This is a genomic window from Legionella sp. PC997 (genome assembly GCF_014109825.1).
In the GTDB taxonomy this organism is placed as follows: Bacteria; Pseudomonadota; Gammaproteobacteria; order Legionellales; family Legionellaceae; genus Legionella.
Genome location: NZ_CP059576.1, coordinates 3,108,228 through 3,121,050 on the forward strand (window position 1 = coordinate 3,108,228; position 12,823 = coordinate 3,121,050).

The following is a 12,823-nucleotide window of genomic DNA, read 5'->3' on the forward strand; positions in this document are numbered from 1 at the left end:
ACCTAAGCTCCCCAAAAAAACCAGTGCAAAATTTGTGAAAACTTAACTCAAAAGCAAGATAATAAGTAGTGCTTTGCCACCAAGTAAATAATGACTTAGGTTAAAAATAAAGTAAAACCACTTGCTCGCTTTTCTAGTGGTAATAGTTCAAGCGTGCTTTTAATACATTTCCAATAAAAATAGAGATAATAATCGCGAAACACTGAAAGCAGGATAACCTGCAGTAAAGTACCTGCAGCAATATTTTCTTATCCATGCTATTTGCTGACCAATACCTCACTTATTGCCCATAAGTCACTGTGAAGCTCTTTAATGCTCATCTCTTAAAATCTCGATAAACCTAATTTAGAGTGTGGAGGTTTTCACAAGCGAATTCTTTATATAACAGAATTTCCAGCAAGCCAGGTTGTAAACGCCTGTCTCTAAGTCAAAAGTTGAAAATCTTGGGGGAAGTCATATTTGAATACAGATAGAATTAAAATGACCCTAAAAAATCTGTAGCATAGGCGCCTATGCTAGCATTTTTCAGAGCCAAACAGTATTAGGTCAGTACATCTATTGAAAATGGAGGGCTAAACTAGTTTGGTTCATTTTGCTTCACCACATCAACATCTGCAGATGCATAAAAGAGCTTAAGTTCTTTTATTTTTTACTCATTTTTAAAAAGTCATCCCCACCCGTTGAGCTAATTCATCCTGGGCTTTTGGTGTTTCTGCTACCTTCGCTTTGCGAAGTTCTCCAACAGCTGGATAAGAAAAGAGAATGCCTGAATCATGACCAGGTAATAATACAGTCATAGAACATACCGCATCCTCAACCTTACCAAAATAATTACCCAATGCTTCACTTCCCACTGCTTTATAACGAAGTGAATGCATCGCATCTGAATAGTCCTTAGTATCCTTCGGATTTGTTGTGGAGAGATATTCTTTTGTTGGCCAAAACAAAGGATAAAAATCAAAATATCCCTGCGTTAGTATAAGATTGCCCTCTCTGCTATTAGGACCTCTATAATAATCCAAGAGAGGCTGTACCACAGCACGAACATCTTCTGCAAGAAATGGTGATCGAAAATCGGATATGACGACGGTAACATCGTTTTGGAGCAAATCAGTAATTGGTTCTTTAATTATCGCAGCCACTGAACTATCAAAACTCATCCTTAAATATTTTTTATCGTCAGTATTAACACTAGCTGCCTTCACATGTTGACGACGACCTGTTACACGGACTATTAATTCTAATTCCTCTTCATCTGCCATATGATATGTATCAGTACACTTTGATTTCAACAAATTAAAGTCATCTTGATTAGAATTCTGTGGATTAAGTTTACAAATATGAAAATCCTTAGGTGCTGCATAATAAAGATCGCCATTGTACAAAATGACGGCATTTTTATTTTCTAATACTTTGTCCATTTCGTTCTTAAAATTGAATTTTGTTGGATCAACAGCCACTTTAAGAAGTCCGCAAGGAAAATCACCTGGATAACATATATCAATATTTATAATTAAGTGTTTGCTCTCTGAATCAAAGACGATATTTTGGGCATAGGAATCACTTGGAGTAGGTCCGGATCCAATGGTGATAATAACTTGCTTAACATCGGCTCCAACATTGTTTAAATATCCCAATAATTGAGCTTTATTCTCCATATCTACTTTATCTTCTCGAGTGAATCTATACATATCGACACCTGTAAATTAGTTAATATTTTTAGAGGATGATTAATGCCCCCTGATGGGGTGCGATTGTACATTATAAGAACAATAAATCCAACAAAAATATTATATGGGCAACAAAAGATCATACTTTATTGAAGCACAAACCGAACTTCATTTAGCAGGTTTTGTATTTTTTGTGATCAAAGATTTACGTAAAGTCAACTCAAGTTTCATAAGAATTTTTTATCCGATGAGATGCTACATTTTTAAATTGGAATCAGGCGAATCAATCGAGTTAAAGATTATAGCTTCCCCGGAAATTACTTCACTAAGCGACTTATCACCTGAGACGATATTAAAAAAGCTAATCCCTATCGTGGTTATTTTTCTCCAAGTATGTTCCAGGGTGGAAGGAGGAGAGATTCTGTCTAACTGCTCTATTTCTCCTTTTCCAGGATGCAATTCACGAAGTGAGTTAACGTAGGTAGTAATAACTTTAGATACTTCAGGTGTTAGTTCTGTTTGTTCATATAAATAGCCGAGAAAACGTTTTGCCAAACTCAATCGCGTAGCATAAAGTTCATCATCTTTTATTTTTATACGTTGTAAATGCAAAATATAATCTTCAAGGAGATATCTTGGTTGCGTAATCGCGTGAATTTTTTGAAATGCATCGGCTGACTCTTTTTCGTCAATATCTTCTACCCACTTATAAAAGCGAGTCTGCATCCCTTCTAATAATTCTTCATACATAAATGAATTCAACTGGTTAAGATTTTTTTCAATAAACTCTTTTATTTCGTCTCGTGGAGTTTCTTTTTTGGGGAGTTCAATTTTCTCCCATTTAAGGTTCTGAAAAACCATACATATAAATAAAGCAGAAGTAATTGATTTAAGTGAATAGTCTAATTTTCCTCGCAATGGCTTAGCTTCCAATTCATATACTGCTTGTAAGAGAGCTAACTTTTGAGCGTCTCCTTCTAGATAACCATTATGCAACCATTCAAAGATCAAAAAATTGACTGTGTCATCCGCATCTAAAAGTTTATATTTTTGAGAAATAAAATCGGTCCAATCTAAAAATAGTAAATATTTTCCTTCGCGCAGGGCTTTAATATATTCCGAACTGGATGAGAGCATGACGATCCTTGACTGCTTTTTTAGAATCTTATCCTATACTTAAAAAATATAAACATGCAAATGGTGCACACTATGAAAAGGAAATGGTATGTAGCTATTGCTGTATTTTTTTTACCCTTTAATTTAGTTTACGCAAATTGCGATTTAACCCAGTTTCGTTGGGAATGTGACTTGCCGGTGAAAGTTAAAGCCAGGCCAGGAGCGACCTCCCTCGTCTACTGTGGTAACTCCTATGGTTACCTCACCAAACAGGAATACGATATTCTAGCCCGCTACCAACGTGCGAATGTTAATATGGTTTTGGATATTAATGGCGAATACATAGACAGCCCTTGTATCGGAGCACAGAGATAGTAAAATAGCTCAGATTAACTCCTTCATTTAGGAATGATAGCCTGGGCGCGCGCAGCAAAATCCAGGTTTTCCTGAAGCTAACTTTCCCGGGTTTCCACTGCGCGGCACTCCAGGCTATACGTATATTATTTAGATGATCATTGAACTCGATGGTATTCCAATAGAAATATCAAGAAAAAAAATTAAAAATATGAATCTACGCATTTACCCTCCTGACGGCTTAGTTAAAGTAAGTGTTCCTCTTCGATTCAGTGAACAACTTATAAGACAAAGTCTTGAATCTAAAAGTGCATGGATTCATAAACAAAGAGAGCGAATTCGTAACCGTGCTGTTGTGGAAGCATGTACTTTTGAAACAGGATCAACAATAGTATTTAGAGGAAACAAATATTTATTAATCATCGAAGAACATTATGGTCCTTCACAAATTAAAATCCAAAATGAGTTGATCTACTGTTTTACCCAACCCAACAGCACTCCAGCTCAAATACAAAACCTGGTTGAGGGGTGGTATAAGCAGCAAATGCAAAAATTATTGCCTGAGCTCATTCATCGTTGGGAAGCTATTGTTGGAGTTAAAGTAGCTGAGTGGGGGATCCGAAAAATGAAAACACGTTGGGGTTCCTGCAATACCAGAGCAGCACGTATTTGGTTAAATCTTAATCTTATTAAAAAACCACCGATTTGTCTTGAATATGTTCTTGTTCATGAGTTAGTTCATCTGTTAGAACCTAGTCATAATCAACGATTTTATGGGTTAATGAGTAAATTTATGCCACAATGGCGCGAATATGAATATCACCTTGAGGGGCGTATACTTTGATTGATACCGAACATCTGATCAATGACCTTTGTAAGCAAGGATTTTGTATTATTGATGACTTTCTTGAGCAAACGCAATGCCAATCATTACGCACAACCGCCCAAAAATTATACGAACAGGGATTATTTCGTGGTGCCAAAATTGGTCTGAAACTTGGATCACATAAAAATGAGTCCGTTCGTACTGATGAAATTTTGTGGCTGGAAGAGAATGAAACCGATCCAGCAATCCAATTCTTTTTAAAACGAATGAAACAATTGGCTCAAATATTAAACCAGTCCTTGTTTTTAGGGATACATGAATTTGAAACGCACTTCGCTGCATATCAACCCGGTACTTATTATAAAAAACATGTGGATCAATTCGCTGCCCAAAAAACCCGCAAAATATCATGCGTATATTATTTAAATCCGCACTGGACCCCTGATTTTGGAGGTGAGTTAAAATTGTACAATACAGAGGATCAATTAATTCAGAATGTGTTGCCATTAGAGAATCGCTTCATATGTTTCAACAGTGAATTGCCCCATGAAGTATGTGTTACTCATCAACCTCGATACAGCATTACTGGCTGGATGAAAACACCTGCCCACTTTATATTAACAAAGGTGCATTCTCCAATTTCCAAAAAAAGTTATGAAGAAAGCGATTAGATAGATAATTAGAATCTAACCTTGTTCGTGAAACAAGATTATTGTGTATAATGATATTTTCATTCTCATTTGATCTTCTATGCATGCCTTAGACATTAAACAATTATTCAAAACCTATGCTAATGGGGTACAAGCATTAAAAGGCATTGATTTAACCATAAATAAGGGTGATTTTTTTGCTTTACTAGGTGCCAACGGTGCTGGAAAGTCGACAACCATTGGTCTAATTACATCTTTACTCAATAAAACCTCAGGTAGTATCAGTATCCATGGTTATGATTTGGAAAAAGAGCCTGCGAAAGCCAAATCCTGTTTGGGTCTTGTCCCCCAAGAAATCAATCTAAATATTTTTGAAAATTGCGAACAAATTCTTCTAAATCAAGCAGGATACTACGGGATTTCACGGAAGAATGCGCAACCTCGAGTTGAAACTCTTTTGCAACAATTAGGTCTTTGGGAAAAAAGAAACTCCATAACACGACATTTATCTGGAGGAATGAAACGTCGACTCATGATTGCCAGGGCTTTAGTACATCAGCCCAAAGTACTCATTCTCGATGAGCCTACCGCAGGAGTAGACATAGAAATTAGACATAGTATGTGGGAGTTTCTCACCCGAACTAATGCAGAAGGCACAACGATTATTCTCACCACCCACTATCTAGAAGAAGCAGAGCAATTATGTAAAAATATTGCCATCATAAATGAAGGGGAAATTATAAAAAATACCTCGATGAAAGCTTTACTTCAAACCTTGCGCCATCAAACTTTTATTTTCAATACAGAAAGTCGTATCGATACTCTACCCGATTTATTTCCCTTTAAGCCCACATTGGTTGATAGTACTACGATAGAACTTCGGGTGGACAATAATTTGAATTTAAACGATGCATTTGCTCTGTTTACCAAAAATGGAATAAAAATTCATAGTATGCGAAATAAAACCAATCGCTTGGAAGAACTCTTTTTGGATCTTATAAAAAATGGCCATTAAACAACAAGTTGTTGCATTATATACTTTGGTGAGGCGCGAGTTGGTTCGTATGTTTCGTATAGCAAGCCAAGTATTTTTACCCCCTGTGATTACAACTACGCTATACTTTCTTATTTTTGGTAGCTTAATCGGCCCCCGTATCGGCTCCATCCAAGGAGTCAGTTATCCGATGTTTATTGCTCCTGGATTGATCATGATGTCCGTTATTGTTAACTCTTACGGGAATGTATCTTCCTCTCTTTACAGCGTTCGCTTTCAAAAAAGTATCGAAGAAATGCTTGTGAGTCCGATGCGTAACAGCCTCTTGCTCCTCGGCTATGTCTTGGGTGGAGTATTTAGAGGATTAATTGTCGCAATATTGGTTTACATCATTGCAAGTTTTTTCTTAACCATTGAATTAAGTCACTTACCAATGACCTTACTTGTAGTATTGCTGGTAGCTGCTGTATTTTCATTAGCCGGTTTCACCAATGCGATGGTGGCGCGAAATTTTGATGATATTATGATTGTTCCAACATTTATACTCACACCGCTCACCTATTTAGGTGGTGTATTTTATAGTATCAATATGCTGCCAGAATTTTGGCAGAAGGTATCTCTACTAAATCCTATTTTGTATATGGTTAATGCATTGCGACAAGCAATGATTGGCCAAAGCGAGGTGGATATCTCTTTAGCAATGGGAATTATTTGCCTCATGTTGGTGTTACTCACCTTTCTGAACATGTTTTTATTAAAAAGAGGGGTCGGGTTTCGCGAATAATTATGGATGTCCACCTAACAGCCTAGATGAGCGAAGCGTTATCCGATTTTTAGTTGATGCTCGTCCCTTTTATTTACGCTTAAAACCCAAAGCCTGTAAACGTTGTTCCACTGAAGGGTGGGTTGCAAAAGCATTACTTAACGATTTCACAGGATCAATATCGGATGGATCAAAAAGATAGGAAGCCTGCCTCACCTGCTCATGGGGTGTATTCCCATATTCCGCTGAATATTGTTCAGCGTGTTGTTGATGATCATCATTAATTTTCAGCAATGCCCGGGCTAAAGGTTCGTTATCCCGCATTAACTCCACACAGCCCGCATCAGCCATATATTCACGGGTTCGACTTAAGAATAGAGTTAATAAAATAGTAAGTAACGGTAACACATAACGAAGAATTATAATCACCATTAATAAACGGTTGTCCTCCCGTTTACCATCACGCTTAAAGACTGCGGAATAAAATAGGATATCTATTACGATCAAAAGAATATTACTCAAAATTGCAACGGTTAGCGTTAATTTAATATCATAGTGACGAATGTGACTTAGTTCATGGGCCATTACTGCTTGTAATTCTGCCCTGTCCAGTTTTTCCATTAAACCGCGAGTAATGGCAACCATTGCTGATCGTTCACTATACCCGCTCGCGAAAGCATTCATATAATCCGCTTCGATAATAAAAACTTTAGGCATGTACTGCAAACCTGCAGCAACTTTCATTTCTTCAACTACATTATACAGTTGTTGTTCTCGTAAATCCCGGGCAGTTTGTGGGGTAATTTCATGATATTCCGTACCTAATAACATAATTCGATCATAAAATGCATAAGTTATTAATAATGACACCACGGCAATACCAACCATTATAAGAGTGGCATAGGGAATCACGCGCAGATGGATCAACGCGTTAAAGCATTGCTGCAAAGTCACTTGGGGATATGTAGATTGCAAAATAAATAAATCAGCAATGAAGCCCACACCAAAAAAAATTGCAACAAAAAAAGTAATAACTCCATAGGTTTTACGTTGATTCAACCGTATTTGTTCGCGCCAATTCCCTACGCCACCATGATAGTCTTCAAGTTCCATATTCTAGACTCAAAATTTTACGGTATAGTCTTCTTTAGCTTGAATCTGCTCTTCAGGAAGTCCCCAATAAACAAAATCTTTATCTAGAGCGGAAGGAAAAAAAGATACCACCATGGATTCAAAGAAGGATTTCTTTTTAGCATTATAACGCTCTATGCCATCATTATAAGCCTGCTTGGAATATGCTAATTTATTTTCAGTATTAACAATTTCTTCCTGCAATTGCATGACATTTTGACTTGCTTTCAGATCAGGGTAATTTTCAAATACCACATTGAGCCCAGATGCAATTTGAGAAATTTGATTTTCCGCAGCAATACGGCCCTCTTCATCTCCCACAGCTTTAGCAGCTTGCGCCTGATTACGTAAAGCAACTACATCCTTTAATGTAGTTTTTTCGTAATCCATATATTTCTTTACCGCTTCAATGAGCGATTCAAAAACTTTAAATCGGCGGTCCAACTGGATATCTATTTGCTTTTTATCGTTATTAATCGCCTCGATTAAGTGAATTAAGGTGTTATAAACACTAATAGCCCATAAGAATAAAAGTACTACAATAATAATAAGGGCAATCAAAAATGTACTCATTTTTCATCCTATGTAAAATTTTCTACAATTTAGTTATATATCGAAAACACCAAAAAAAATAGTGAAATGACTGAGTAATTTTTTGCAAAGCCAAAACATACGAGTAAAGTTAATGAATAAAAGTCAAATTGGATGGTGTGTCCACTTCTTAGCATATTATCTGTGTTGGATAGCTTGTTTCTATTTTGCAGCACAAAATAATGTATTGCTCGGAACAATAATTGGTCTTCTGATTATTGCGGTGCAAATCGCCTGGCAATCAATTAATCGATTACCTTATTTAAATGCTCTTTATTTTGCACTTCTTATCGGAGTCATTGGCTCACTGACGGATACCATTTGGCTGCATCAAAATTATATTTACTTTAAAGCAAATCCCTTTAGCTTTTATTTTACAGCCCCATGGATGATTTGTATTTGGTTAAGTTTTGGATTAAATCTTATTATTCTTAATGAAAAATTCACTCGTTACTATCTCATTTGGTTCCTACTCATTCTTTTTATGATGCCTTTTGCTTATAAAATTGGCGAAACCTGTAATATCGTTGTGATCGAAAAAAGTTATCCCTTTTATTTTTTTGTAGGAATTACTTGGGCCTTTCTCTTACCTGCTAGCTTTTATTTATATCATTATTTAAATAAACCCAACATTGTGAACCCATGACCTCAAGCTGTCCCATCATCGCGCATCCAAAATAGGCTTCAAAAATTGTCCTGTATAAGAACGTTCACATGCTGCAACTTGCTCAGGTGTTCCAGTTGCCACAATGCGGCCCCCTTTGCTTCCTCCCTCAGGTCCAAGATCAATAATCCAATCTGCAGTTTTAATCACATCAAGATTATGCTCAATAATCACCACCGTATTCCCTTGCTCCCGTAAACGAAATAATACAGCTAATAACTGCTTGGTATCGTGAAAATGTAATCCGGTAGTCGGTTCATCAAGGATATAGAGGGTACTTCCAGTATCCCGTTTCGACAATTCCCGAGATAATTTAATTCTCTGAGCTTCACCACCAGAAAGTGTGGTAGCACTTTGTCCCAATTTAATATAGGACAAACCAACATCCATCAAGGTCTGACACTTTCTGGCCAATACAGGAATGGCTGCAAAAAATTGACTTGCATCCTCAACAGTCATTTCTAAGACTTCATGAATGTTTTTGCCTTTATACTGAATATCCAGAGTTTCTCGATTATAACGTTTTCCCTTGCACACATCGCATGATACATAAATATCAGGTAAAAAGTGCATTTCAACTTTAATCAAACCATCTCCCTGACACGCTTCACAACGCCCACCGCGAACGTTAAAACTAAATCGTCCGGGCTGATACCCTCTTGCTCGAGATTCCGGAGTTGCTGCAAATAACTCCCGAATATGAGTAAAGATACCTGTATACGTAGCTGGATTAGAACGCGGGGTCCTCCCAATCGGACTTTGGTCAATATCAATTACTTTATCGCATAAATTCAAACCCAAAATTTCTTTGGCTGATCCTGGAGTAAATAAACTTGCTCTATTTAACAGATTGGCCGCACTCGGATATAAAGTATCATTTATCAGACTTGATTTTCCCGATCCTGAAACTCCGGTAATACATGTAAGTAACCCTAAGGGAATACTAACATCGACATCAACTAAGTTGTTGCAAACCACTCCTTTGAGATGAATCATTTTTTCGGAGTTAACGGGCAAGCGTGTAGTAGGAATTGCAATGGATTGCTTTCCAGATAAATATTGACCCGTTAAGGACGCTGGTGCTTCCATAATTTCTTGCGGTGTACCCCTTGCAACAATTTCACCACCATGTACCCCAGCCCCTGGACCTATATCCAAGACAAAATCAGCACTGCGAATTGCATCCTCATCATGCTCGACCACAATAACCGTGTTTCCAAGATTTCGTAGGTGCATTAGGGTCTTTAATAATCGGTCATTATCTCTTTGGTGCAATCCAATTGAAGGTTCGTCCAAAATATACATGACCCCAACCAATCCAGAACCAATCTGGCTGGCTAAACGAATGCGTTGCGCCTCTCCCCCGGATAAGGTTTCAGCACTGCGAGCTAATGAAAGGTAATCCAAGCCGACATTGACCAGGAATCCTAATCGCTCCACAATTTCTTTATTAATTTTGGCCGCAATTTCACCTTTATATCCTGTCATCCGCAGATCTTTAAAAAATGCATAAGCTTTTTCGATCGAATACGCCGTAATTTCGGACAGATTTTTATCATCAATAAATACATGCCGTGCTTCTTCACGTAATCGTGCACCATGGCAACTCTGGCATGGACGAGAAGATAAATACTTTGCAAGCTCCTCACGTATCATTCCTGACTCAGATTCACGATAACGACGTTGCATATTAGGAATAATCCCTTCAAAAGAGTGCCGTTTTACGGTATATCCCCCATTAGGACGATGATAATGAAAATCTATCACCTCGCGTCCACTACCATACAAAACAATCTGGCGAATCTCTTCGGACAAATCACAAAATGCAGTTTGGACATCAAAACGATAATGCCCAGCCAGCGACTCAAGCATTGAGAAATAATAAGTCGTTTTTTTATCCCAGCCGCGTATAGCACCTTCAGCCAAACTGGCCGTTTGATCGTGCACAACCCGTTCCGGATCAAAAAACTGATCAACCCCTAATCCATCACATGCAGGGCAAGCACCCACTGGATTATTAAATGAAAAAAGTCTAGGTTCTAACTCACTGAGACTGTATCCACATTCAGGACATGCAAATTTAGAAGAAAAAACAAGATCATCAAATTGATTATCCATTGAAGCCACTATGGCGAGGCCTTCTGCTAAATTTAACGCATTTTCAAAGGATTCACTTAAGCGCTGAGCGATATCGGGCCTCACCTTAAAACGATCTATTACAACTTCAATCGTATGTTTCGTGCGTAAACCCAGCTTAGGAGGGGAGTCCAACTCATATAATTCTCCATCAATACGAGCACGTACATAACCTTGAGCTTGCAATTGTTGTAACAGCTGAACCTGCTCACCCTTTCGCTCACGCACTACTGGAGCCAAAATCATTACTTTACTGTCAGTGGGTAAAGCCAAAACATGATCGACCATTTGGCTAATGGTTTGTGCATGCAGACTAACATGATGCGTCGGACAACGGGGCTCCCCCACCCGAGCGTAGAGTAGCCGCAAATAATCATATATTTCGGTAATAGTTCCTACTGTAGAACGAGGGTTATGGGAAGTGGCTTTTTGCTCAATGGAAATCGCCGGTGATAAGCCCTCTATCGAATCGACATCGGGCTTCTCCATCATAGACAAAAATTGACGTGCATAAGCAGATAAAGACTCAACATAACGACGTTGCCCTTCTGCATATAAGGTATCAAAAGCTAAAGAGGATTTCCCGGAACCTGATAAACCCGTAATTACAATTAATTTATCACGAGGTAAATCCAAGTCGAGGTTTTTTAAGTTGTGGGTTCTTGCACCACGTATGGTGATAGTATGCATAAAACTCGGTAATTTGGTTTAAAAAAGTTATGGTTTAGTTTTAAATTTTTCGGTTACAAACTATACAATTATACGTCAAAAAGGCGTGTACAGCATCAAAAACCGCAATTTTTTAGTACACATTTTTTATTTACAGATTATACTACAATAAAAAAATTTAAGTTCTTCATTTTAAAAAAGGATTTTAAATATGGAAGCTCTTTTGCCAAGGATCTTATTATGGCTCATACTTTTCATATCGCCCTTGACTCTTTATGCACAAAATAAGGAGGCAATTAGTCAATGGGTCAAACAAATCCTATTGAATACTTTATCCCTAGATTACACCTATCAAGCAAGTAATGATTCAGAGTTACGTAAAAATTATACTGCCAATGCCTGGGATGCGTTATCCAATTTCTTAGGCAATTATTTGGATGTCATTCGCGAGAACCAACTTACACTTCATCCTATTTTTATTACAGAACCTTACGTCGTAGAACAAGGTATGGCTCTGGGAGTCCATTTTTGGCGCGTTAATGAAGTTGTTTCAATTCCTGAATTAAAAGTTACAATTTCATTTTCGTTAATAGTGATTGAAGCCAATCCTCAACCCGATGGAGGTGGGCGTTTACTCATCCAGAGCATGGATATGATTAAAAAGGACAATCCATGAAGCTATTAACTCGTTTTAAACTGTTTCTCTGGAAATTTAGCCATTTTAAAGTTCGCATGATCGGTTATTTAAAACCCCGGTTACTCCAATTGACCGATAATGAAATTATTATTTGCTTGCCTTTAAATCGACGGAGTCGTAACCATTTAAATTCAATGTACTTTGGTGCACTGTGTGTCGGGGCTGACTTAGCTGGGGGTTTACATGGTTTTTATCATGCGGCGCAAAAACAGCTTAAAGTTTCTCTTGTTTTTAAATCATTTCAAGCACAATTTTTACATCGTCCAGAATCGGATGTCTATTTTATTTGTCGTGAAGGGGCAAAAGTCAAAGCCATGATAGAAGAAGCGAAACAAACGGGAGCACGTATTACTCAGCCCATTCAGATTAAAGCCTATACAGATTTCCCTGACCTTAAAGAGTCTGTTGCAGAATTTGTTTTAGAATTGTCATTAAAAGTACGTCCCTAATTAATCTGTTTTTTTTTAATAGTAAGGACACAAGTAATCATTGATTTATCTCCCAGAACAGACGAAAATATTACCAAACTGTGATATTATTAGTTTCGATTTATATACTAACA

13 protein-coding genes are annotated in these 12,823 nt (G+C 37.5%); 8 read left to right on the forward strand and 5 right to left on the reverse strand.

The window, feature by feature from the left end; translation table 11 throughout:
• Window positions 1–659: 659 nt before the first annotated feature.
• Both HBNCFIEN_RS13545 and HBNCFIEN_RS13550 read right to left on the reverse strand, forming a co-directional pair.
• Window positions 660–1,691, reverse strand: a complete 1,032-nt coding sequence (locus tag HBNCFIEN_RS13545) for a hypothetical protein (RefSeq protein ID WP_182391599.1) — start codon at window positions 1,689–1,691, stop codon at window positions 660–662.
• Window positions 1,692–1,925: 234 nt separating this feature from the next.
• Window positions 1,926–2,807 (reverse strand): helical bundle domain-containing protein, encoded by an 882-nt coding sequence (locus tag HBNCFIEN_RS13550; protein WP_182391600.1) that lies wholly within the window; start codon window positions 2,805–2,807, stop codon window positions 1,926–1,928.
• A gap of 72 nt (window positions 2,808–2,879) precedes the next feature.
• Here HBNCFIEN_RS13550 and HBNCFIEN_RS13555 point away from each other — a divergent pair, with 72 nt between their 5' ends.
• The 5 genes from HBNCFIEN_RS13555 (at window position 2,880) to HBNCFIEN_RS13575 (ending at window position 6,394) form a co-directional block, all read left to right on the forward strand.
• Window positions 2,880–3,161 carry a hypothetical protein gene (locus HBNCFIEN_RS13555; protein ID WP_182391601.1) on the forward strand — a complete coding sequence of 94 codons (282 nt, stop codon included), beginning with the start codon at window positions 2,880–2,882 and terminating at the stop codon, window positions 3,159–3,161.
• Between the two features lie 133 nt (window positions 3,162–3,294).
• A complete protein-coding gene (locus HBNCFIEN_RS13560; RefSeq protein WP_182391602.1) occupies window positions 3,295–3,984 on the forward strand; it encodes a M48 family metallopeptidase in 690 nt (229 codons plus the stop codon).
• The gene (locus tag HBNCFIEN_RS13565) at window positions 3,981–4,637 is read left to right on the forward strand and encodes a 2OG-Fe(II) oxygenase (protein WP_182391603.1); all 657 of its coding nucleotides are present in this window, start codon (window positions 3,981–3,983) and stop codon (window positions 4,635–4,637) included. The genes HBNCFIEN_RS13560 and HBNCFIEN_RS13565 overlap by 4 nt, the downstream gene beginning before the upstream one ends.
• A gap of 79 nt (window positions 4,638–4,716) precedes the next feature.
• The gene (locus HBNCFIEN_RS13570) at window positions 4,717–5,631 is read left to right on the forward strand and encodes an ABC transporter ATP-binding protein (protein ID WP_182391604.1); all 915 of its coding nucleotides are present in this window, start codon (window positions 4,717–4,719) and stop codon (window positions 5,629–5,631) included.
• Window positions 5,621–6,394 (forward strand): ABC transporter permease, encoded by a 774-nt coding sequence (locus HBNCFIEN_RS13575; protein ID WP_182391605.1) that lies wholly within the window; start codon window positions 5,621–5,623, stop codon window positions 6,392–6,394. The genes HBNCFIEN_RS13570 and HBNCFIEN_RS13575 overlap by 11 nt, the downstream gene beginning before the upstream one ends.
• 69 nt (window positions 6,395–6,463) lie before the next feature.
• Here HBNCFIEN_RS13575 and htpX read toward each other — a convergent pair whose 3' ends face one another.
• Window positions 6,464–7,486 carry a zinc metalloprotease HtpX gene (gene htpX, locus HBNCFIEN_RS13580; protein WP_182391606.1) on the reverse strand — a complete coding sequence of 341 codons (1,023 nt, stop codon included), beginning with the start codon at window positions 7,484–7,486 and terminating at the stop codon, window positions 6,464–6,466.
• 9 nt (window positions 7,487–7,495) lie between these two features.
• Window positions 7,496–8,077: a LemA family protein gene (locus tag HBNCFIEN_RS13585; protein ID WP_182391607.1), complete on the reverse strand. Its 582-nt coding sequence runs from the start codon at window positions 8,075–8,077 to the stop codon at window positions 7,496–7,498.
• Between the two features lie 112 nt (window positions 8,078–8,189).
• Here HBNCFIEN_RS13585 and HBNCFIEN_RS13590 point away from each other — a divergent pair, with 112 nt between their 5' ends.
• Window positions 8,190–8,741: a DUF2878 family protein gene (locus tag HBNCFIEN_RS13590; protein WP_182391608.1), complete on the forward strand. Its 552-nt coding sequence runs from the start codon at window positions 8,190–8,192 to the stop codon at window positions 8,739–8,741.
• Window positions 8,742–8,756: 15 nt separating this feature from the next.
• Here the strand turns inward: HBNCFIEN_RS13590 and uvrA are convergent, their stop codons facing one another.
• Complete coding sequence (uvrA, locus tag HBNCFIEN_RS13595; protein WP_182391609.1) at window positions 8,757–11,585, reverse strand: excinuclease ABC subunit UvrA; 2,829 nt, start codon at window positions 11,583–11,585, stop codon at window positions 8,757–8,759.
• A 190-nt stretch (window positions 11,586–11,775) separates the two neighbouring features.
• Here uvrA and HBNCFIEN_RS13600 point away from each other — a divergent pair, with 190 nt between their 5' ends.
• Window positions 11,776–12,240 (forward strand): DotI/IcmL/TraM family protein, encoded by a 465-nt coding sequence (locus HBNCFIEN_RS13600; protein WP_182391610.1) that lies wholly within the window; start codon window positions 11,776–11,778, stop codon window positions 12,238–12,240.
• Window positions 12,237–12,710 carry a DUF4442 domain-containing protein gene (locus HBNCFIEN_RS13605; RefSeq protein ID WP_182391611.1) on the forward strand — a complete coding sequence of 158 codons (474 nt, stop codon included), beginning with the start codon at window positions 12,237–12,239 and terminating at the stop codon, window positions 12,708–12,710. Before HBNCFIEN_RS13600 ends, HBNCFIEN_RS13605 begins: the two co-directional genes overlap by 4 nt.
• Window positions 12,711–12,823 lie beyond the last annotated feature (113 nt).

Coding starts and splice junctions, on each gene's coding strand:
- HBNCFIEN_RS13545 (WP_182391599.1), bottom strand. CDS start 1,691: ATGTATAGATTCACTCGAGAAGATAAAGTAGATATGGAGAATAAAGCT.
- HBNCFIEN_RS13550 (WP_182391600.1), bottom strand. CDS start 2,807: ATGCTCTCATCCAGTTCGGAATATATTAAAGCCCTGCGCGAAGGAAAA.
- HBNCFIEN_RS13555 (WP_182391601.1), top strand. CDS start 2,880: ATGAAAAGGAAATGGTATGTAGCTATTGCTGTATTTTTTTTACCCTTT.
- HBNCFIEN_RS13560 (WP_182391602.1), top strand. CDS start 3,295: ATGATCATTGAACTCGATGGTATTCCAATAGAAATATCAAGAAAAAAA.
- HBNCFIEN_RS13570 (WP_182391604.1), top strand. CDS start 4,717: ATGCATGCCTTAGACATTAAACAATTATTCAAAACCTATGCTAATGGG.
- HBNCFIEN_RS13575 (WP_182391605.1), top strand. CDS start 5,621: ATGGCCATTAAACAACAAGTTGTTGCATTATATACTTTGGTGAGGCGC.
- htpX (WP_182391606.1), bottom strand. CDS start 7,486: ATGGAACTTGAAGACTATCATGGTGGCGTAGGGAATTGGCGCGAACAA.
- HBNCFIEN_RS13585 (WP_182391607.1), bottom strand. CDS start 8,077: ATGAGTACATTTTTGATTGCCCTTATTATTATTGTAGTACTTTTATTC.
- HBNCFIEN_RS13590 (WP_182391608.1), top strand. CDS start 8,190: ATGAATAAAAGTCAAATTGGATGGTGTGTCCACTTCTTAGCATATTAT.
- uvrA (WP_182391609.1), bottom strand. CDS start 11,585: ATGCATACTATCACCATACGTGGTGCAAGAACCCACAACTTAAAAAAC.
- HBNCFIEN_RS13600 (WP_182391610.1), top strand. CDS start 11,776: ATGGAAGCTCTTTTGCCAAGGATCTTATTATGGCTCATACTTTTCATA.
- HBNCFIEN_RS13605 (WP_182391611.1), top strand. CDS start 12,237: ATGAAGCTATTAACTCGTTTTAAACTGTTTCTCTGGAAATTTAGCCAT.